24 protein-coding genes and 1 pseudogene are annotated in these 19,046 nt (G+C 70.7%); 18 read left to right on the plus strand and 7 right to left on the minus strand.

From position 1 onward, the window contains the following. Nucleotides 1-27: 27 nt before the first annotated feature. Both pstA and pstB read left to right on the plus strand, forming a co-directional pair. Nucleotides 28-1,077: a phosphate ABC transporter permease PstA gene (pstA, locus tag I4J89_RS35790; RefSeq protein ID WP_373688187.1), complete on the plus strand. Its 1,050-nt coding sequence runs from the start codon at nt 28-30 to the stop codon at nt 1,075-1,077. 12 nt (nt 1,078-1,089) lie between these two features. Beyond that, nucleotides 1,090-1,866, plus strand: a complete 777-nt coding sequence (gene pstB, locus I4J89_RS35795) for a phosphate ABC transporter ATP-binding protein PstB (RefSeq protein ID WP_196418601.1) — start codon at nt 1,090-1,092, stop codon at nt 1,864-1,866. A 150-nt stretch (nt 1,867-2,016) separates the two neighbouring features. Here pstB and I4J89_RS35800 read toward each other — a convergent pair whose 3' ends face one another. After that, the gene (locus tag I4J89_RS35800) at nt 2,017-2,799 is read right to left on the minus strand and encodes an NUDIX hydrolase (RefSeq protein WP_196418602.1); all 783 of its coding nucleotides are present in this window, start codon (nt 2,797-2,799) and stop codon (nt 2,017-2,019) included. Nucleotides 2,800-2,885: 86 nt separating this feature from the next. Between I4J89_RS35800 and I4J89_RS35805 the strand changes: the two genes are divergently transcribed. After that, nucleotides 2,886-3,863 (plus strand): Gfo/Idh/MocA family protein, encoded by a 978-nt coding sequence (locus tag I4J89_RS35805; protein WP_196418603.1) that lies wholly within the window; start codon nt 2,886-2,888, stop codon nt 3,861-3,863. Between the two features lie 107 nt (nt 3,864-3,970). On the opposite strand, the gene I4J89_RS35810 is transcribed toward I4J89_RS35805, so the two are convergent. The 3 genes from I4J89_RS35810 to I4J89_RS35820 all read right to left on the minus strand — a co-directional run bounded on the left by I4J89_RS35810 (nt 3,971) and on the right by I4J89_RS35820 (nt 6,652). Beyond that, complete coding sequence (locus I4J89_RS35810) at nt 3,971-4,978, minus strand: inorganic phosphate transporter (protein ID WP_196418604.1); 1,008 nt, start codon at nt 4,976-4,978, stop codon at nt 3,971-3,973. Between the two features lie 3 nt (nt 4,979-4,981). Continuing rightward, nucleotides 4,982-5,608, minus strand: coding sequence for a DUF47 domain-containing protein (locus I4J89_RS35815; protein WP_196418605.1), 627 nt, complete (start codon nt 5,606-5,608; stop codon nt 4,982-4,984). 102 nt (nt 5,609-5,710) lie between these two features. After that, nucleotides 5,711-6,652: a PI-PLC domain-containing protein gene (locus I4J89_RS35820; protein ID WP_196418606.1), complete on the minus strand. Its 942-nt coding sequence runs from the start codon at nt 6,650-6,652 to the stop codon at nt 5,711-5,713. Between the two features lie 99 nt (nt 6,653-6,751). On the opposite strand from I4J89_RS35820, the gene sigJ reads away from it, so the two are divergent. Next, on the plus strand, nt 6,752-7,636 hold the full coding sequence (gene sigJ, locus I4J89_RS35825) for an RNA polymerase sigma factor SigJ (RefSeq protein WP_196418607.1): 885 nt from the start codon (nt 6,752-6,754) through the stop codon (nt 7,634-7,636). Here the strand turns inward: sigJ and I4J89_RS35830 are convergent. Then, the gene (locus I4J89_RS35830; RefSeq protein WP_196418608.1) at nt 7,619-8,125 is read right to left on the minus strand and encodes a ribonuclease FAU-1 family protein; all 507 of its coding nucleotides are present in this window, start codon (nt 8,123-8,125) and stop codon (nt 7,619-7,621) included. The genes sigJ and I4J89_RS35830 overlap by 18 nt on opposite strands. A gap of 56 nt (nt 8,126-8,181) precedes the next feature. On the opposite strand from I4J89_RS35830, the gene I4J89_RS35835 reads away from it, so the two are divergent. From I4J89_RS35835 to I4J89_RS35855, 5 genes are all read left to right on the plus strand, one after another. After that, the gene (locus tag I4J89_RS35835) at nt 8,182-10,188 is read left to right on the plus strand and encodes an ATP-dependent DNA helicase (RefSeq protein WP_196418609.1); all 2,007 of its coding nucleotides are present in this window, start codon (nt 8,182-8,184) and stop codon (nt 10,186-10,188) included. Between the two features lie 271 nt (nt 10,189-10,459). Further along, nucleotides 10,460-10,879, plus strand: coding sequence for an NUDIX hydrolase (locus tag I4J89_RS35840; RefSeq protein WP_196418726.1), 420 nt, complete (start codon nt 10,460-10,462; stop codon nt 10,877-10,879). A gap of 65 nt (nt 10,880-10,944) precedes the next feature. Continuing rightward, complete coding sequence (locus tag I4J89_RS35845; RefSeq protein WP_196418610.1) at nt 10,945-11,163, plus strand: hypothetical protein; 219 nt, start codon at nt 10,945-10,947, stop codon at nt 11,161-11,163. Beyond that, nucleotides 11,160-11,462 (plus strand): type II toxin-antitoxin system PemK/MazF family toxin, encoded by a 303-nt coding sequence (locus tag I4J89_RS35850; protein WP_373688184.1) that lies wholly within the window; start codon nt 11,160-11,162, stop codon nt 11,460-11,462. Before I4J89_RS35845 ends, I4J89_RS35850 begins: the two co-directional genes overlap by 4 nt. A gap of 24 nt (nt 11,463-11,486) precedes the next feature. Continuing rightward, nucleotides 11,487-12,440: a hypothetical protein gene (locus tag I4J89_RS35855; RefSeq protein WP_309238610.1), complete on the plus strand. Its 954-nt coding sequence runs from the start codon at nt 11,487-11,489 to the stop codon at nt 12,438-12,440. Nucleotides 12,441-12,588: 148 nt separating this feature from the next. On the opposite strand, the gene I4J89_RS35860 is transcribed toward I4J89_RS35855, so the two are convergent. After that, on the minus strand, nt 12,589-12,963 hold the full coding sequence (locus I4J89_RS35860; protein ID WP_196418612.1) for a DsrE family protein: 375 nt from the start codon (nt 12,961-12,963) through the stop codon (nt 12,589-12,591). 12 nt (nt 12,964-12,975) lie between these two features. Here I4J89_RS35860 and mtfM point away from each other — a divergent pair, with 12 nt between their 5' ends. Then, complete coding sequence (mtfM, locus tag I4J89_RS51315; RefSeq protein ID WP_304519540.1) at nt 12,976-13,080, plus strand: small membrane protein MtfM; 105 nt, start codon at nt 12,976-12,978, stop codon at nt 13,078-13,080. Beyond that, nucleotides 13,077-13,676: a heme-binding beta-barrel domain-containing protein gene (locus I4J89_RS35865; RefSeq protein WP_196418613.1), complete on the plus strand. Its 600-nt coding sequence runs from the start codon at nt 13,077-13,079 to the stop codon at nt 13,674-13,676. The genes mtfM and I4J89_RS35865 overlap by 4 nt, the downstream gene beginning before the upstream one ends. Here I4J89_RS35865 and I4J89_RS35870 read toward each other — a convergent pair. Then, complete coding sequence (locus tag I4J89_RS35870; RefSeq protein WP_196418614.1) at nt 13,673-14,416, minus strand: aminotransferase class IV; 744 nt, start codon at nt 14,414-14,416, stop codon at nt 13,673-13,675. The genes I4J89_RS35865 and I4J89_RS35870 overlap by 4 nt on opposite strands. Before the next feature lie 31 nt (nt 14,417-14,447). Here I4J89_RS35870 and I4J89_RS35875 point away from each other — a divergent pair, with 31 nt between their 5' ends. The 7 genes and pseudogenes from I4J89_RS35875 (at nt 14,448) to I4J89_RS35905 (ending at nt 19,046) form a co-directional block, all read left to right on the plus strand. Continuing rightward, nucleotides 14,448-14,870, plus strand: coding sequence for a Fur family transcriptional regulator (locus tag I4J89_RS35875; RefSeq protein WP_196418615.1), 423 nt, complete (start codon nt 14,448-14,450; stop codon nt 14,868-14,870). An 8-nt stretch (nt 14,871-14,878) separates the two neighbouring features. Continuing rightward, on the plus strand, nt 14,879-15,907 hold the full coding sequence (gene ygfZ / locus I4J89_RS35880; protein ID WP_196418728.1) for a CAF17-like 4Fe-4S cluster assembly/insertion protein YgfZ: 1,029 nt from the start codon (nt 14,879-14,881) through the stop codon (nt 15,905-15,907). A gap of 20 nt (nt 15,908-15,927) precedes the next feature. Beyond that, nucleotides 15,928-16,803, plus strand: a complete 876-nt coding sequence (locus tag I4J89_RS35885) for a beta-keto acid cleavage family enzyme (RefSeq protein ID WP_196418616.1) — start codon at nt 15,928-15,930, stop codon at nt 16,801-16,803. After that, nucleotides 16,800-17,708 (plus strand): asparaginase, encoded by a 909-nt coding sequence (locus I4J89_RS35890; RefSeq protein ID WP_196418617.1) that lies wholly within the window; start codon nt 16,800-16,802, stop codon nt 17,706-17,708. Before I4J89_RS35885 ends, I4J89_RS35890 begins: the two co-directional genes overlap by 4 nt. A gap of 81 nt (nt 17,709-17,789) precedes the next feature. Further along, nucleotides 17,790-18,173: pseudogene (locus tag I4J89_RS35895) on the plus strand (helix-turn-helix domain-containing protein); the annotation flags it as partial. A gap of 2 nt (nt 18,174-18,175) precedes the next feature. Beyond that, nucleotides 18,176-18,661: a hypothetical protein gene (locus tag I4J89_RS35900; RefSeq protein ID WP_196418619.1), complete on the plus strand. Its 486-nt coding sequence runs from the start codon at nt 18,176-18,178 to the stop codon at nt 18,659-18,661. A gap of 70 nt (nt 18,662-18,731) precedes the next feature. After that, entirely contained in the window at nt 18,732-19,046 is a 315-nt protein-coding gene (locus tag I4J89_RS35905; RefSeq protein WP_196418620.1) for a DUF2516 family protein, read from the plus strand.

Raw genomic sequence — 19,046 nt, forward strand, 5'->3', positions numbered from 1 at the left:
CTTGAGCGTGAGGTTCCGGGCGTCGTGATGACGCCGGACAACATCCGGAGCCGCAAGCTGCCGGTGATCGTCAACGTGCTCGTCGCGGTGGCCGCCTTCGCGGTCGCCGCCGTCATCGTGCTCGGCGCCGGGATCGGCAACTGGGTGCTGGTCGCGGTGATCGGCCTGATCCTCTACCTGGTCGGCCTCAACATCGCCGCCAGCCGGGTCGAGGGTCGTCGCGCCGCGCGCAACCGCACCATGCAGGCGCTGATCTACTCGGCCTGCGTCCTGGCGGTCCTGCCGCTCGCCTCGGTGGTCTGGACGCTGCTGTCCAAGGGCCTCGAGCGCCTCGACGGCGCCTTCTTCGGCACCTCGATGAACAACATCGGTGCGCGCGACCCGGAGGGCGGCGCCTACCACGCGATCATCGGCACGCTGGAGCAGGTCGGCATCGCGACGCTCATCGCGGTGCCGCTCGGTGTGCTCGGCGCGATCTACCTGGTCGAGTACGGCCGGGGCCGGTTCGCCAACACGGTCCGCTTCTTCGTGGACGTGATGACCGGTATCCCGTCCATCGTGGCCGGCCTGTTCATCCTCTCCTTCTGGGTCCTGATCGTCAGCCCGTGGTTCAACGACGGGAACCCGCGCTTCTCCGGCTTCGCCGCGGCGCTGGCGCTCACCGTGCTGATGCTGCCGACGATCGTCCGCTCGACGGAGGAGATGCTGCGGCTCGTTCCGGGTCCGCTGCGGGAGGGCTCGTACGCGCTCGGCGTACCCCAGTGGAAGACGATCCTCAAGGTCGTCCTCCCCACCGCCCTGCCCGGCATCGTCACCGGCGTCATGCTCGCCATCGCCCGCGCGGCCGGCGAGACCGCCCCGGTGCTCCTGGTCGCCGGCGGTGCCGCCGCGATCAACTTCGACCCGTTCGCCGGGAACCAGCAGTCGCTGGCGCTTTTCGTGTACCAGCAGGCCGGGGACGCCTCCCGGTACGCACCGGCCCGGGCCTGGACGGCCGCGCTCACCCTGGTGGCGCTCGTGCTGATCCTGACCATCGCCGCCAAGCTGCTCGCCCGCCGCAACAAGTTGTCCCGATAAGAGGTGTACCCCATGGCCAAGCGCATCGAGGCGAGCAACGTCTCGTCCTACTACGGTTCGTTCAAGGCGATCGACAGTGTCTCGATGACCGTCGAACCGAAGACGATCACCGCCCTGATCGGCCCGTCCGGCTGCGGCAAGTCCACGTTCCTGCGGTCCGTCAACCGCATGCACGAGGTGCTCCCGAACGCCCGGATCGAGGGTCGCCTCACCATCGACGACCAGAACATCTACGACGCCGACGTGGACGTCACCGCGGTCCGTCGCATGATCGGCATGGTCTTCCAGCGGCCCAACCCGTTCCCCACGATGTCGATCTACGAGAACGCGGTGGCCGGCCTCAAGCTCAACGGCGTCAAGAAGAAGGCGCTGCTCGACGAGGCGGCGGAGAAGTCGCTGCGCGCCGCGAACCTCTGGGACGAGGTCAAGGACCGCCTGGACCGTCCCGGCGCCGGTCTCTCCGGCGGTCAGCAGCAGCGCCTCTGCATCGCCCGCACCATCGCGGTCGAGCCGCAGGTCGTGCTGATGGACGAGCCGTGTTCCGCGCTCGACCCGATCTCGACGCTGGCGATCGAGGACCTGATGTTCAAGCTGAAGGACCGCTTCACGATCATCATCGTCACGCACAACATGCAGCAGGCCGCCCGGGTCAGCGACAAGACCGGCTTCTTCTCGATCGACAAGACCGGCGACCCCGGCCGCCTGATCGAGTACGACGACACCCAGAAGATCTTCAGCAACCCCACTCAGAAGAAGACCGAGGACTACATCACCGGTCGCTTCGGCTGAGTCTCACGCAACGAGAGGGTCCGGCTCTACCGCCGGACCCTTTTCGGTACGCCGCCGGCCGCTCTCGCCGAATCGGCACCTCCCCGCCGCGACGCCGCGAGCAGCAGCCGGCTCACGGCCGCAGCGCGACCGCCGGGAAACGGCACGGGGTCAGGGCCGGTTCGGTACGTGCAGGAGCACCCGGCCGTCGGCGGTGATCTCGATGCGGGGGTTGAGCGGGGTGGCGGCGTCGCGATGGGCGGCCGCGGCGACGACCTCCGGGATGGTGGCGCAGGCGGCCAGCTGGCGGAGGGTGTGCTGGGTGGGCGGCAGCATGGGCAGCTCGCCGGCCTCGGACGGGGAGATCCACGCGGTGCGGTCGGCCTCGCCGGAGACGTCCCGGGCGTCCTGGCCCTCCGGCATGAGGGCGGCGAAGAACCAGGTGTCGTAGCGCTTCGGCTCGAACTCCGGGGTGACCCAGCGGGCCCACGGCAGCAGCAGGTCGTCGCGGAGCCGCAGGCCGCGCCGGTTCAGCAGCTCGGTCATGGTGAGTTCGCGGCGCAGCACGGCGGCCCGGTCCGCCTCCCAGTCCGCGGTGCCGGCGTCGGCGACCGTGCGATCCGGCTCGGCGATCGGACCGGCCAAGACGACACCGGCCTCCTCGAAGAGCTCGCGGGCGGCGGCACCGACCACGGCCCGGGCCTGCTCGTCGGGGAGACCGAGACGCTCCGCCCAGTCGGTCCGGATGGTCTCCGGGCGGTCCGAGGGGTCCACGACGCCGCCGGGGAACGCGTACACCCCGCCGAACACCATGGTGGTGGCGCGCCGCAGCACGTACACCTGGAAGGCGTCGCCGTGCGGCCGCAGGAGGACCACGGTGGCCGCCGGGCGGGCCGGCGCGGGCGGCCCGGAGAAGTCCCGGGCCCGTTGCAGCATCGCGGGCGGGAGCACCATCGAACTAGGGTCGGACGGAAGCGGCGTCGGTTCGGTCACCGGTCGATCCTGCCACCGGGAGCGGCCGGGACGATACCGTATCGATCATGAACGGACAGAACGTGCGCTGGGGCATTCTCGGCCCCGGCGGGATAGCCAGCACTTTCGCCGCGGACCTGCCGCTGGTGCCGGGCGCCGAACTCGCCGCCGTCGGATCACGCTCCCTGGCGAGTGCGCAGGCGTTCGCCGAGCGGCACGGCTTCGCCCGGGCGCACGGCTCGTACGCGGAGCTGGCCGCCGACGACGGTGTGGACGTGGTCTACGTGGCCACCCCGCACGCCTTCCACCTGGAGGGTGCGACGCTCTGCGTGGAAGCCGGCAAGGCGGTGCTGGTGGAGAAGCCGATCACGCTGGACCTGCCGTCCGCGGCGCAGCTGGTGCAGGCCGCGCGTACCCGTGGGGTGTTCCTCATGGAGGCGATGTGGATGCGCCTCAACCCGGCGATCCGAAAGATCGCCGAGCTGGTCGAGGAAGGCGCGATCGGTTCGATAAGCGCGATCCACGCCGACTTCGGGTTGCAGGGGCCGTTTGCCACGTCGCACCGGCTGCGTGACCCGGCCCTCGGCGGCGGCGCGCTGCTCGACCTCGGTGTCTACCCGATCCACCTGACGCACCTGATCCTTGGCGCTCCGGCCATCGCGCACGCGTGGGCGCACCTGACCCCGGAGGGCGTTGACGAGAACACCGGCGTGCTCCTCGGCTACTCCTCCGGCGCGGTGGCCGCCCTGACCTGCAGCATCAACGGTGCCAGCCGGAACACCGCCTCGATCACCGGCACCGACGGCCGGATCGACCTGCCCGAGGGCTTCATGGTGCCGCGATCGTTCGTGCTGCACCGGCCGGGCAAGGCGCCGGAGACCTTCGAGCTGCCGTTCGAGGGCAACGGCTACCAGTTCGAGGCCGCCGAGGTGCAGCGCTGCCTGCTCGCCGACGAGCTGGAGAGCCCGCTCATGTCGCACGACACCACCCTCGAGGTGATGAACCTGCTGGACACACTGCGCGACCAGATCGGCGTCGTGTACTAGAGAGCCCAAGCGGTGATCTTGCTTGGCCCACGCTCAATGCTGTCTCAACGGCCGCCAGACAGCACCCACGTTGGGCCGCCACCAGCGGCCCGCGAAGTGCTGCTGGCTCAGCCGAAGAGCGGGCGGACCATGAAGTAGACGACGCAGGCGATCAGGGCGGACGCGGGGAAGGTCGTGATCCAGGCGATCACGATGTTGCCCGCGACGTTCCAGCGCACGGCGCTGAGCCGCTTCGTCGCGCCGACGCCCATGATCGCCGAGGTGATCGTGTGGGTGGTCGAGATCGGCGCGTGCAGGACCAGGGCGTTGAAGTACAGCACTGAGCTGGCCACCGTCTCGGCGGCGAAGCCCTCGGCCGGGCCCAAGTCGATGATCTTGCGGCCCAGGGTGCGGATGATTCGCCAGCCGCCCGCGTACGTGCCGGCCGCGAGTACCGCCGCCGACGACCAGTAGACCCACTCCGGGATGTGCGTGGCGTTGTCCTGGAAGCCGCCGGTGTAGAGCGCCAGCACGATGATGCCCATGGTCTTCGCGGCGTCCTGCATGCCGTGGCCGATCGACATGGCGGCCGCGGAGACCGTCTGCGCGTGCCGGAAGCCGCGGTTCAGCTTCCCCGGGTGACCGCGCCGGAAGGTCCACATGATCGCCACCATCATCGCGAAGCCGAGCATCAGGCCGACCACCGGCGAGAGCACCATCGGGATGAGGACCTTCGACAGGATGGTGTTCCACTGCACGGTGCCGCCGGCGGCGAACAGCGTGGCGCCGACCAGTCCGCCGAAGAGCGCGTGGGAGGAACTCGACGGCAGGCCGTAGTACCAGGTGATCAGGTTCCAGATGATCGCGCCGACCACGCCGGCGAACACCACGCCCAGGCTGGGTATGCCGAGCGGGAGTTTGACCAGGCCGTCTCCGACGGTCTTGGCCACCTCGCCGCCGAGGTGCGCGCCGACGAAGTTGCCGACGGCCGCCATCGCGAGCGCCACCCGCGGGGTGAGCGCGCGGGTGCTGACGCTGGTGGCGATGGCGTTGGCGGCGTCGTGGAAGCCGTTGGTGTAATCGAACGCCATCGCGGCGAGGATCACCGCCAGGACGGCGACGAGTTCGGGGTCCAAGGCCTAGGACTCCTTGACCGCAATGGTCTCGACGGTGTTCGCCACGTGCTCGAACGCGTCGCAGGCGGCCTCGAGCTCGTCGACGACCTCCTTCATCTTGAGGACGGTGAGGGCGTCGTACTCACCGGAGAAGAGGCGGACCAGCAACATCCGGTACGCCCGGTCGCCGTCGTTCTCCAGCCGGTTGATCTCGATCCAGTACTCCTCGAGGCCCTTCATCGACTTGAGCCGGGGCATGGCATCCGCGGTGATCTTCGCCTGCTGATCCAGGACGGTCACCAGCTCGTGCATCTCCCGGGGCAGCGACGGCAGGGCGGTCAGCCCGTACAGGTAGAGCAGGTTGCCGGCCGCCTCCAGGTGGTCCATCACGTCGTCGAGCTGCGAGCCCAGCGAGTAGATGTCCTCCCGGTCGAACGGGGTGATGAAGGTGGAGTTGATCTTCTTGTAGAGCTGATGGGTGATCGAGTCGCTGTCGTGCTCCACATCGCTCAGCCGGTCGGCGACCGACTGCACGTCCACTCCGGGCAGGGCCAGCTCGTTGAGCAGTTCGGTGCCCTTCACCAGGTTGAGCGCGGCCTTGGTGAAGAGTTCGTAAAAGGCGCCCTCGACGGGACGGAATGAGAACTTCACTGCGCGGACCTCGATCGACGGGCTTCTGATGGATCTGGCGGAAGGCATGCTATCGGTCCACGCTGGTTCACCCTTTCGCCACGTGCCTAAACAGGCTCGTGCTCAAACAGGCTCGCGGCGACCGGCGGTACGGGGGGCGTTGGGCCGGGGCGCGGTGCGGCGCACCGCCCTGGTCGGCAGGTGAGGCATCGGGGTGGCGCTGATCGGGTGCCGGCGGAGGTGTTTGACGAGTCCGCTGTGGTCCGAGTCGGCGATCACATCCACACCGGCGGCTCCGAGCTCGGCCCAGATCGCCGCACGCACCCGGCGCGGCCCGTCGGGCAGGCCCGAGATCCGGACCGTACGACCGTCATCGTGGGCCGCCCGGACCAGCGCGTGCAGCAGGTGTCGCTCCTCGGCGGCGATCGGTTCGCGTCCGTCCCAGCCGAACCGCCGGGTCCACGGCTCGCTGATCATCGGGACCAGAACCGGCGGCGCGGACTGCGAGCCGAGATCGTCGAAGGTGCCGTCGGCGAAGGCGTACCGGTCCGGTTCGGCGGCGAGCAGCTCGCGGGCGTCCACGATGCCGGAGACGGTCACGGTCACCACGCCCGGTGTGAGCACGCCGTTGCGGCACCGGCTCAGCAGCGCGGCGTGATCCCGGAGCTGCCGGTCCAGCATCCGGTAGGCGCGCAGCAGGGACTCCGCGTCCCGGTTCGCCCCGCCGAACTCGATCACCAGCCGGAACGGCATACCCTGATCGCGCCAGAGACGCCCGCCGGCCTGCGCCCGGGTGAAGAGCGGGGCGAGGACCAGCCGCCGCAGGGTGCGGCCGGGCTGCGGTGCGCCGGGGCCGAGGAAGAGCTCACCATGTGGTCCGGGGACCACCGGCACGGTCATCCCGCCCAGCCCGAGCCGGAGCACTCCCGGCAGCGGATCGACGATCTCGCCACCGACGAGGGCGTGACCGGCGGCAACGCACGGGCGGGAGCGGCGCAGCATCGCGACCGAGACCGCACCACCGGCCCCGGCGAGCCCGGCCAGACTGCCCGCGAGAGTCGCCATGTCCTGCACGACGCACCATCCGATTCGTACTTTATAGGTGTTTCATACTGTGGCACAGGTGATACCCGCCGCCGGGCAATCTCGCGCAGAATTCCCCCTATGCCGTCCCTGACCACAACCGAGTTCGAGGCCCAGCGTCCCTACCTGATGGCCGTGGCGTACCGGATGCTGGGCAGCCGGGCCGAGGCCGAGGACGCCGTGCAGGAAGCCTGGCTGCGCTACGCGCAGCATCGGGACGAGATCCGGGATGCGCGCGGGTGGCTCACCACGGTCACCGCGCGCATCTGCCTGGACCAGCTCAATTCGGCACGGGTACGCCGAGCCGCGTACCCGGGGCAGTGGCTGCCCGCGTACGTCGTCGACCCGGACGCCGACCCGGCCGACCACGCCGAGCGGGCCGACCAGGTCAGCGTGGCGCTGCTCGTCGTGCTCGAGCGGCTCACCCCGGAGCAGCGGGTCGCCTTCGTCCTGCACGACGCGTTCGGTGTGCCGTTCGACGAGGTGGCCGAGGTGCTCGACACCACGCCGGCCGCGGCCCGGCAGCACGCGTCCCGGGCCCGGCGTGCGGTCTCGGCCGGCGACATTAGGCACACCGCGGGGTTGGCCGAGCAGCGCAAGGTGCTGACGGCGTTTCTCAGCGCGGCACAGAGCGGGGACATGCGTACGCTCGCCGCGGTCCTCGCGCCCGACGTGGTCACCATCGGTGACGGGGGTGGTGTGGTGCGTACCGCGCTGAACCAGGTCACCGGCGCCGAAAAGGTGGCCCGGTTCTGGGTCGGTCTGCTGCGGAACAAGATGGCCGACGTCGTCGAGGCCGAGGTCGAGCCGGTGCTCGTCAACGGTTCCGCCGCGGTGATGCTGCGCGGTGTCCGCTCGGACGGGGAGCAGGTGCTCGCGGTCCTCGCCGTCGCGGTGGACGGCGGCCGGATCACCGGGCTGTTCAACCAGCAGAACCCGGAGAAGGTGTTAGTGGGTGACCTCTAGCAGGTGCTTGCGGTAGTGCGTGGCGAACGGCTCGGTGCCGTCGCCGAGCGACGCCAGCAGCTGCCGGGCCGCCGCCTGGGCGTTGCCGACCACGTCCTCCGGGTACCCGAAGGCCTTCCGGTGCTCCTCGAACTCGTCCTCGTCGCGCAGCTCGACCACCCCGGTCTCGCGGCGCCGCACCGCGTCCAGATCCAGGTCGACGATGTGCACGGTGTCGCCCTCCCAGCGGGCCGGCGTGGTGATGTCGCAGTACACCTCGCTGGTCCGCGGTGGTGGGTTGAACATCCCGGTCCACCAGGCGTGGTGCGGGATGAGCAGGACGAACGGGATCTGCTCGACCGACGGGCGGCCGTGGTAGACCGAGGCCGTTCCGCGAGTCACGCCGACCCAGATGCCGAGGTCGTCCTCGGCCAGACGGCGGGCCGGGTAGTCACGATGCGCCGAACCGTCGTACTTCGTGTAGATGACCCGGACCATCTCGCTCGGCATGAGGTGCACCCTAGCGGTGGGCCGGTTCTGTCGGTGGTGGCGGGTACGGTTCCTCCGTGCCCGCAGCTACCAAGAAGAAGGCCACCGCCGAGAAGCTCCTCGCCGCCGCAGTCGGAGCCGTCCCCGGAGGGTCCGCCCGCCCGGGTCAGCAGGCCATGGTCGAGGCCATCGAGAAGGCGATCAAGGACCGCGAGCACCTGCTCGTCCAGGCCGGGACGGGCACCGGCAAGAGCCTGGGCTACCTGACGCCGGCACTGCTCGTGGAGGGTCCGGTGGTGGTCTCCACGGCCACCCTGGCCCTGCAGAACCAGTTGGTCGAGCACGACCTGCCGCGCCTGGCCACGGCGGTCGAGCCGGTGCTCGGGCGCAAACCGACCTTCGCCGTGCTGAAAGGCCGGCACCACTACCTCTGCGTGGCGAAACTCGAGCACGCCGACGAGGAGACGCCCACCGACACGCTCTTCGACGACGCGCCCGCGCCCAAGTCCGGGCAGTGGCTGGGCGAGGCGGGCCGGCTCGGCAAGCAGATCCTGCGGATCCGCTCCTGGGCGGAGAAGACCGAGACCGGCGACCGCGACGAGCTGGACCCCGGGGTGGACGACACGGCGTGGCGGCAGGTCTCCATGCCGGCCCGGGACTGCGTCGGTGCCGGCCGCTGTCCGTACGGGCAGGAGTGCTTCGCCGATGCCTCCCGGGTCCGGGCGCGGGAGGCCGACATCGTGGTCACCAACCACAGCCTGCTCGCCGTCGACATGATCGCCGGCCGGCAGATCGTGCCGCCGCACAAACTGCTCGTCGTCGACGAGGCGCACGAGCTGGCCGACCGGGTCTCCTCGGCGTCCCAGGCCGAGATCACCCCGGAGGCCGTCGAGCGGGCCGGCCGCCGAGCACGCACCCTGATCCCGCCCTCCGCCGCCGAGGCGCTGGCCGCCGCGGCGGACGCGCTCACCGTGGGCCTCGCCGACGTTCCCGCGGGGCGGCTCACCACCGGCCTGCCGGACGGTCTGCGTCTGGCCGTGACCCAGCTGGAGTCGGCGACCCGGGCCGCGCTCACCGCCATCGGTGACGTCAAGGCCGACGACCCGGACCCGGTCGGCAAGCAGGCCGCCAAGGCCGTCCTGGACGAGCTCTCCAAGACCGCGCAGCGGCTCCTCGAGGAGGAGGAGTCCGACGTCGCCTGGGTGGAGAAATCCGACCTCGGCCACGGGCGGCGGGCCCTCGTGGTCGCACCGCTCTCGGTCGCCGGCACCCTCTCCCAAAGCCTGTACTCGGATCGCACCGTCGTGGTCACCTCGGCGACGCTGACCCTGGGCGGCCGCTTCGACACGGTGGCCCGGTCGCTCGGCCTCCCGGTGGCCGCACCCGGGCCGGACGGCGCCCCGGCCTCCGGGGACGGCTGGACCTCGCTGGACGTCGGCTCGCCGTTCGACTACGGCAAGCAGGGGATTCTGTATGTGGCGGCGCATCTGCCCCGGCCCGCCATGTCCGGGCTGCCCGACGCGGCGGGAGCGGAGCTGCTCCGGCTGGTGGAGGCGCTCGGCGGGCGTACGCTCGGGCTCTTCTCCTCCCGCAAGGCCGCCACCCAGGCGGCCGAGCTGTTGCGTGCCAAGACCGACCTGCCGATCCTGCTCCAGGGTGACGAGACGCTGCCGATCCTGGTCCGCAAGTTCCGGGAGGACAAGGCGAGCTGCCTCTTCGGGGTGATGTCGCTGTGGCAGGGCGTGGACGTGCCCGGCGACGCCTGCCAGCTCGTGGTGATCGACCGGCTGCCGTTCCCGCGCCCCGACGAGCCGCTGGCCGCGGCCCGCTCGGCCGCGGTCGACGCGAGCGGCGGCTCCGGCTTCGCGGCGGTGAGCGTGCCGATAGCGGCGGTCCGGCTGGCCCAGGGCGTCGGCCGGCTGATCCGCTCAACCGGCGACAAGGGCGTGGTGGCGGTCCTCGACTCACGCCTGGAGACCGCAAGGGGCTACGGCGCCTTCCTGCGCAAGTCACTGCCCCCGTTCTGGTACACGACACGCTCCGAGGTGGCGCTGGGTGCGCTCACCCGCTTGGCCAAGAGCTGACCGTCGTGCTGGCCCATCCACAAGGCCGCGTTGTTGCTCCGTGGCCGCCTGGCCGGGAGCCGGCGGTGTTGCCTGCGCTCGCCGTTTTGCGGACAGCCGGCCGCGTTGTTGCTCGCTCGTCGCCTGGCCGTGAGCCGGCCGCCTTGTTGCCCGCGCCTGCCGCTTTGCGGCCAGTCGTTGTTGCTCGTTCGTCGCCGCACCCGCCTGGCCGGGATCCGGCGGTGTTGCTCGCTCGTTCCATGCCCGTCCCGGCCCGGAGGCGCCCGTGCTGATGATTGCCTGCACCTTGCTCGTCGACTCGGACGGCGCGCTGCTGCTCCAGTTGCGCGACGACAAGGCGCCCTACTACCCGAATGTCTGGGGCCTGCCCGGCGGCACGGTCGAGGCCGGGGAGACCCCGGTGGAGGGCGCCGCCCGCGAGCTGTGGGAGGAGTCCCGGCTCCGTCCGGTCGCGCCGCTGCGGCTCTTCGTCCGCCAGGAGCTGCCCGAGCAGGGGCGGGTGAAGCACTACTTCCACGGCACGACGACGGCCCGGCAGGCGGACGTCGTGCTCGGTGAGGGCGCCGCCATGCTCTTCATCCCGGCGGCCGAGGTTCTGGATCGCCCGTTCACCCCGGGCAGCGCCGAAGTCATCGAGCGATTTCTCTCGTCGCCGGAGTATTCAGCGGCGCTCAGATATAGTCATGAGTAAGCTGTCGCAAGTAAACTAGTCACATGCCAAACGCAGTTGCCCGGCCATGCCCTACCGTTGGAGGCATGCCGACCGAGCGGATCACTCTCGACCTCGACGCGACCGCCCTGTATGCAGCCCGGATCGCAGCCGAGACGCGGGATGTGCCGCTGTCGGACTGGATCTCGAAAGTCTTACGTGAGCGTGCGATCGCGGAGGCGATGGAGTCCCACGTTGTACGCGAAGCTCCACCGGGCTGGGAGGAGGAGACGCTGGAGCGAATCTTCGGGATCGATGACAAGTGAGGCGCGGGGAAGTCTGGACCGTGGTTCGGCTAGGTCACGAACGCAAGGTCATCATCGTGGGACACGACGGCGTGACGGCACGGCGATCGGGCGCCTTGGTCGTGCCGATCTCCGATGTCGCGCCATCCGAGATCGTCGAGCCGGTTGTTGCCGACACCGACGGAGTCACGCTGGGCGTGGCTCAAGTGCCGAGAGTCGGCGAGGTGCACAAGGACTATCTCAAGTCGCGGGCCGGCGCTCTGGCTCCGGCGAGCGCTGAGATCGTGGACATGGCGCTTCGGGTGGCACTTGCCCTTTGAGGGCGGCATGTCACCATGGCTGCCGTGACGGGGCCGGGGTATGGGTATCCGCCGCCGGCTCGGCCGGTGCGGCGGCGACGGTGGCTGGTGTGGGCGGTCGGCGCCTGGATCGTGGTGCTGCTGGCGGCCGTGTTCTGGTCGGTGCGCAACGACGCGGCGACGGTGCAGGAGCAGCGGGACATCGGTCATGCCGTGCCGGAGCTGCGGCGAGCCACCGGGGCGCTGGTCACCGCGGCTCAGGACGAGCGGTGGGCGATCCGGTTGGGTGAGTTGCGGGTCGACGACTGCTCGCTCAACCCGGCATGGACCGGCCGGCGAGTCAGCCGCGACCTGACCGTCTACGTGCCGGAGGGCGACGCCCAGGCCGCGCTGGACGGGATCACTGCGGGGCTGCCGGACACTTACGGCGCCAGCGTGGTCGCTGCTCGTGGCGGTACTCAGCTTTCGCTGTTCGCGGACGCCGGCGGGTTCATCGCGATCGACGCCGAGGCGCGGTCGAGCGATCAGGTGCTCACCGTCCGGGTGGATTCCGGCTGCCGGCCACCGACCGGGAAGGTCGACGAGTCCGACCCGGTGGCGGGCCCGGCACCGGAACTCTTCGCCGGCACGCTGGCCGCCCTCACCGCGACCGGCGATCAGCGCGAGCCGAGCGCCGAGGGCACGCCCGGCCCGGGAGGCGAGTCCGGGGCCACGCCCGGCTCGGGAAGCGAGCCGGGTGCTGGAGGCGCGACGGGCAGTAAGGCTGGCCCCAGGGTCAGGGCGGTGACGTGCCCGACGGGTGGGACCGCGGCCACCTTCGAGGCGGACGCTGGAACGGCCGATCCGGACGATGCGCCGCGCGGGGTTCCGGACGGGCTGACTCCGGTGTGGTCAGAGCCGGGCGGGTGGGCGTACCGGATCGGGGCGGAATCGGTCGTGGTCACGAACCAGGGTGGGCGGCTTGTGGTGAGCGTCACTACCGGCTGCCGGGCCGGCTGAAAGCCGATCCGGCGAGCCGTTCCGGCCGGTCCGGCGAACGCAGCCGGCGGCTAACCCGGCTAACCCGGCTAACCCGGCTAGCCCGGCGAATGGAGCCGGCAGCAAGCCGGCGGCCGGGACCGGGACCGGCTAGTAAAGCCGGGACCAACTAGTAAACGACCGCCTGAGCGCCGTCCGACATGATCTCCTCGACGAAGACCGCGGCACCGGCGATGCGGATGCCGGGCAGGACGTCGTCAGGCCCGATGTCGCGGCGGGCGGCGCACTGCGTGCAGGCCGTCACGCGACCGGCGGCGAGCAGGGCGTCCAGCAGGTCGGGCAGCGGCGCGGCGTGCGGCAGCTCGAATTCGGCCGCCCGGCCGGGCAGGGCGAACCAGGTGGACTCCCCGGTCAGCCAGAACGACACGTCCACGCCGGACGCGACGGCCGTGCTCGCCACGGTGAAAGCCTGCGAACAACGCTCCGGAGCGTCCGCTCCGGCGGTGGCCTTGACGACCAGCAAACGTGCCATACCGGCCAGCATAAGATGGGCGCGATGGTTACCGAGATCGGGTTCGTGAGTCTGCTGGTGGCCGCCCTCGGCGGGCTGGCCGGCGGCTTCGGTTATCTGGCAGTGCGTATTTCGAGGGGGCGTTGGTGAGCAGCGAGACGGAAAACCCACTGGGACCGCCGCCGTGGCTCCACGCGCCGCCCGTCGACGCGTACCCGTATGAGGACACGCACGACCTGCGCGTCGGCCCGGATCTGCACCCGTCGCTGCTGGGTCTGCTGCCGTTCGTGGGTCTGTGGCGTGGGCGCGGGCAGGGCGGGTTCCCGCAGGAGGACGACTACAACTTCGCCCAGGAGGTCCGGATCAGCCATGACGGCCGGGCCTTCCTGCGGTACGAGTCGCGGGCCTGGCTGCTCGACGACGAGTCGGCGCCGATCGGGCAGGCGCTCGTCGAGTCCGGGTTCTGGCGGCCGGTGCTGGTCGACGGCCGGCCCGGCGACGAGATGGAAGCCACGATGATCCGGCCGGACGGGATCGCCGAGCTGTACCTCGGTAAGGCCGCGACCACCCGGCTGGAGATGGCGGCGGACGCGGTGGCGCACACGCCGTCGGGTCTGCACGTGACCGGTGGGCACCGGCTGTTCGGCATCGTCGAGGGCGCTCTGCTCTACGCCCACGAGATCGCGGTCGGCAACAGCGGGTTGAAGCCGCACATGTCGGCGCGGCTGTTGCGGGTCGGGGGTTAGAAGCCGAGAAGTTCCAGCAGGCGGGGAGTCCAGGGCGACCGGGCCCGGGACACCCCGTCGAGGCTGATCACCTCGGCCAGCCCGCGCACCGAGGACGCCAGCCAGATCGCGTCGGCCGCGGCCAGCTCCGGCAGGGTCACCATGCGTTCGACGGCGTGCAGGCCCACCGACGGCGCCACCGACAGCAGGTGTGCCGCGGTGATGCCGGGCAGGATCGCGGCAGACGACGGCGGGACTGTGCACAACGTGTCACCGGTGAGCCAGACCACGGACGCGGTGGGCGCTTCCAGGGCGTACCCCTCGGTGGAAAGCCAGATCAGGTCGTCGGCGCCCTGGCGCGCCGCCCAGCGCCGGGCCGCGAAATTGCTCGCGTAGGAGAGCGACTTGGCCGCCGAGATGTCCCACGGCGGACGCCGGCCGGCGGATACGCCGAGGCCGGCGCTGATCACCCGGATGCCGTCCCGGCGTTCGCGCAGCACAGCCGGGGGGATTGCGGAGACGCTGGCGTGCAGCAGACCGCTGCGGGTGTAGATGATCCGCATCGCACCCGTGCCGACCGCCGCCTCGGTGACGCGGTCGCGGGCGGCGACCGGTGCCGGCATCTCCAGCAGCGCGGCCGAGCGGGCGAGCCGGAGAAGGTGCGCGTCGAGCAGCCAGGGCCCGTCCGGGCGCAGGTGCATGGTCTCGAAGACGCCGTCGCCGAGCAGATCGCCCGGCGATACCGGCATGCGGTCGGTCACCCGTTCGAAACTAGCGAACTATGCTCATAGCGTGTCCGCCACTTCGCTTGCCGCCATGCTCCGTGAGCGTGGCCTGCGGCTCACCCCACAGCGTCAGCTGATCCTGGAAGCGGTGCACGAGCTCGGGCATGCGACGCCGGAGTCGGTGCACAACGCGGTCCGTGAGCGGGCCGCCGGCGTCAACATCACCACGGTGTATCGGACCTTGGAGCTTCTCGAAGAGCTCGGTCTGGTCAACCACACCCACCTGTCGCACGGTTCGCCGACCTATCACGCGGCCGGCGAGGACCAGCACGTCCACCTGGTCTGCCGGTCCTGCGGCTCGATCGACGAGATGGACCCGGCGGTGATGTCGCCGGTCACCGACCGGCTCCGCGCGGAGCGGGACTTCCGGGTCGACGTGGGCCATGTCTCACTCTTCGGCGTCTGCGGTAACTGCAAGGAGAACGAGTGACCACTGTGATGGTCGAAGACCTCGACCCGAATTCGGCTGACGCGGGCGTGCCGGCCCACTTCGGCGACCCGATGCGGGAGCAGCGCCTGCTGGAGACGGCGGTCGGCGTCGTCGACCGGTCGAACCGGGATGTGCTGGCGGTGCCGGGCGAGGAGCGGGCGAGCTGGCTGCACACGCTCACCACCCAGCACCTGTCCGGTCTGTCAGCGGGGGAGAGCACGGAACTCCTCGTCCTCTCCCCGCACGGACACGTCGAGCAGCATGCGTTCGTCACCGAGGACGGCACGACCGCCTGGCTGGACACCGAGCCCGGCGCGGGCGCCGGCCTGCTCAAATACCTGGAGATGATGCGGTTCTTCACCAAGGTGGAGCCGCGCGACGCGGGCAAGGAGCTGGCGGTGCTGTCGCTGGTCGGCCCGGGCGCGGCCGATCTCGTCTCCGGCCTGGGCGAGCCCCGGGTGGGCGAGGTGCCGGGTCCGAAGTTCGCCGCCGGGTCCGTTCCACCCGAGCCGACAAGCCTCTATTCGGTACGCGAATTCGAAGGCGGCCTAGCCCGTCGGGTGCCGCTCGGGGTGGACCTGCTGATCCCGAGGGAAGCCAAGACGGCGGTCATCGAGAAGCTGGGCGTGCCGCGGGCCGGCCTGTGGGCGTACGAGGCGATTCGGGTGGCCGCCCGGTTCCCGCGACTGGGCTGGGAGACCGACCACCGGACCATCCCGGCCGAGGCCGGCTTCCTGGCCGCCGGGGTGCACCTGGACAAGGGCTGTTACCGCGGCCAGGAGACGATCGCCCGGGTGCACCACCTGGGCCGCCCGCCGCGCCGCCTGGTCCTGCTGCACCTGGACGGGGTCGCCAGCGATCACCCGCCGGCCCGGGGCACCGCTGTCGAGCTGGACGGCCGGGCTGTCGGTTTCGTCGGCACCGCGGTACGCCATCACGAGCTGGGGATGATCGCCTTGGCCGTGGTGAAGCGCAACGTCGCCGATGACGCCAGGTTGACCGTCGGGGAGTCGGCAGCCGCCATCGACGCCGGGTGAGCCATGGCAGTATGCGAGGCATGACCGGGACCTTGATCACCGTCGCCCCGACCGGCGCGGAGAGCAGCAAGGCGGACGTGCCGGCTCTGCCAGTGACCCTGGACGAGCTCGTGGCCACCGCCAAGGAGTGCGAGGCGCTGGGCGCTTCGATAATTCACGTGCACATCCGGGACGCTGATGCCCGGCCGACCCTGGATCAGGGGCGGCTGCGGGCCACCGTCGCGGCGTTGCGCGAGTCCACCGGCCTGATCGTCCAGCTCTCCTCGGGCGGGGCGGTCACCGATCCGGAGTCGGACCGGCTCGCCGTACTGGACGCCGGCCCGGAGATGGCCTCCTGCACGATGGGCACCGTCAACTTCGGTGACGACGTGTTCCTGAACCGCTGGGAGTTCATCGTCGACCTGCACACCCGGATGCAGGAGCGCGGCATCGTGCCGGAGTACGAGATCTTCGACCTGGGCCAGCTCACCACCCTGCAGCGGCTGCTCGGCAAGTACGGGCTGCCGTTCGGCGGGCACGTCCACGTCGACCTGGTGATGGGTGTGCCGGGCGGGATGCCGGGAACCACCGCCGCCGTGGCCGCCTGCGAGCAAGCCATCCGTGACCTGCCGGAGGGCACCACCTTCTCGGCGACCGGCGTCGGCCGCAGCACCCTGCCGGTGATGCTGGCGTCGTTGAGCGCGGGCGGGCATCTGCGGGTGGGGATGGAGGACACCCTCACGTACGCGAAGGGCCGCCCGGTCGAGTCGAACATGCAGCTGGTCGCCCGCGCGGTCGGGTTCGCCCAGCTGGCGCAGCGCCCGCCGTACACGCCGGCGCAGGCCCGCGAGCTGCTCGGAGTCCCGTCCAACCACCCCGACCGCCGCCCCGAAACCGGACTAAAGGCTGCCCGATGATCGTCGCAGAGGTCGTCCGCTCGGGCTTCGTGGAGAGCGTCCACCACGGCATCGTCGCGTTCACCAGCGGCGACGGAGTGGGCGACGTGGAGAGCCCGTTCTTCCCCCGCTCGTCGAGCAAGCCGTTGCAGACGGTCGGGATGCTCAACTGTGGCCTGGTCCCGCGCGAGGAGGCCGACCTGGCCCTGATGAGCGGCAGCCACGACGGCGAGAAGTTCCACGTGGAACGGGCCCGGGAGATGCTGGCGGCGGTCGGCCTCGGTCCGGACGCGTTGCGCTGCATTCCTGACCTCCCGCTCGGTGAGTCGTCCCGGAAGGCGTGGCTGAGGTCCGGGGGCGAGCCCGAGCCGATCCTGATGAACTGCTCCGGCAAGCACGCCGGGATGCTCGCCACCTGTGTCGTGAACGGGTGGCCGCTCGACTCGTACCTCGATCCCAAGCACCCGCTGCAGGTCGCGCTCGCCGAGACGGTGGCCGAACTGGCCGGTGAGCCGGTCGCCGCGACCGGCGTGGACGGGTGCGGCGCGCCGGTCCTGGCGATCTCTCCACGAGGGCTGGCCCTCGCGTTCCGCAGGCTGGTCGAAGCGGAGCCGGGCACCCCGGAGCAGCGGGTCGCCGACGCCATGCGGGGGTTTCCGGCGCTCGTGGCGGGCACCGGCACGGACGACACCGTGCTGATGACCGCGGTTCCGGGCCTGCTGGTGAAGAAAGGCGCGGACGGTGTGGCCGCGGCCGCCATGCCGGGGGTCGGAGCCGTGGCGGTCAAGATCTCGGACGGGGCGGCGCGTGCGCGTACCCCGGTGTTGCTTGCCGCGTTGCGGCGGCTCGGCGTCGCGGTGCCGCCGATGGACGAGGTCGTGCTGGGCGGAGGCCGCCCGGTCGGCGAGGTTCGCGCGGTTCTCTGAATCGCGGGGTGACTCGGTTCACGCTAGCTGTTGCAAGCGTTTTGCTTGCAACAGCTAGCACTCCGAGCTAACTTCGAACGCATGGCCACACCCAAGGACCTGCCCGAGGACATCGGATCCTTCATCCGAGACCTCCGGCAGACCGCGAAGATCTCGCTCCGGCAACTCGCCGACAAGGCCGGGGTGAGCAACCCCTACCTCAGCCAGATCGAGCGTGGCCTGCGCAAGCCGAGCGCCGAGGTGCTGCAACAGATCGCCAGTGCCTTGCGAGTGTCGACGCCCGCGATGTACCTGCGGGCCGGACTGCTCGATGGTGAGGGCCAGCAGGGCGTACTGGCCGCCATCGCGGTCGACCCGGAGCTCACGATCGCGCAGAAGCAGTCCCTGTCGCAGATCTACGAGACGTTCCGCAACGAGAACGCGCGTAACGCGCCCTCTCCGACCACCCCGATCGCCGAGGAGAACTCATGACCGAGCAGACCAACACCAAGATTCCCGCCCCGCTCTACGCCGCCGCCGGTGCCGGTGACCTGGCGTACCAGCAGCTGCGCAAGCTCCCCGCCGTGCTGACCCAGCTCAGCGACAAGGCCGCCGCCTCGCTGAAGGTCTACAACGAGCAGGCCAACACCCGGGCCGCCGAGCTTCGCGAGAAGGCCAACACCACCGACTTCGTGGCCCTGCGGGAGAACGCCGCAAGCGTGGCCACCTCGATCGCGCAGCTCGCCCAGGACCGGGCGATCGCCGTCTACACCGAGCTGGTGGCGCGCGGCGAGCGCGTCGTGGGCACCGGTGTGATCGAGGCCGCCGACGTGGTGAACGCCGACATCGAGACCACCGAGGAGCCGAAGGCCGTCGAGGCCACGGTGACCGAGGCCAAGGCCGTCGAGGCCGCGCCCAAGGCGCCGCGCAAGCGGGCCAAGCCGGCCGCCCCTCGCAAGCCCGCCGCTGAGTAAGCGATACAGCTAGCGCGACATGATCCGCGGGCCCCGGCGTTGCCGGGGCCCGCGGCATAGACTCTGCCTCATGGCCTACTCCGCGCCGATCTTCTACACGACAGTCGTCGGCTACGTCGACCTGTTGGTCTTTCTGCTGTCGCTGGTTCTCCAGGCGGTGGCGCTGATCCATTGCCTGACCCAACGCGGCGCCGGCTTCCAGGCCCTCGGCACGCTGCCGAAGGGCGCGTGGGCAGCGATCATCGGCGTCTGCCTGGTGATCACCGTCCTGACCCTCGGATCGCTGCTGATCATCAGCATGATCGGTGTCGCCGCGGCACTCATCTACCTGCTCGACGTCCGCCCGGGCCTGAAGGATCTGACGGACGGCAAGGGCTTCTGGTGA

This window comes from Actinoplanes aureus (genome assembly GCF_015704865.1).
Classification (GTDB): domain Bacteria; phylum Actinomycetota; class Actinomycetes; order Mycobacteriales; family Micromonosporaceae; genus Actinoplanes; species Actinoplanes aureus.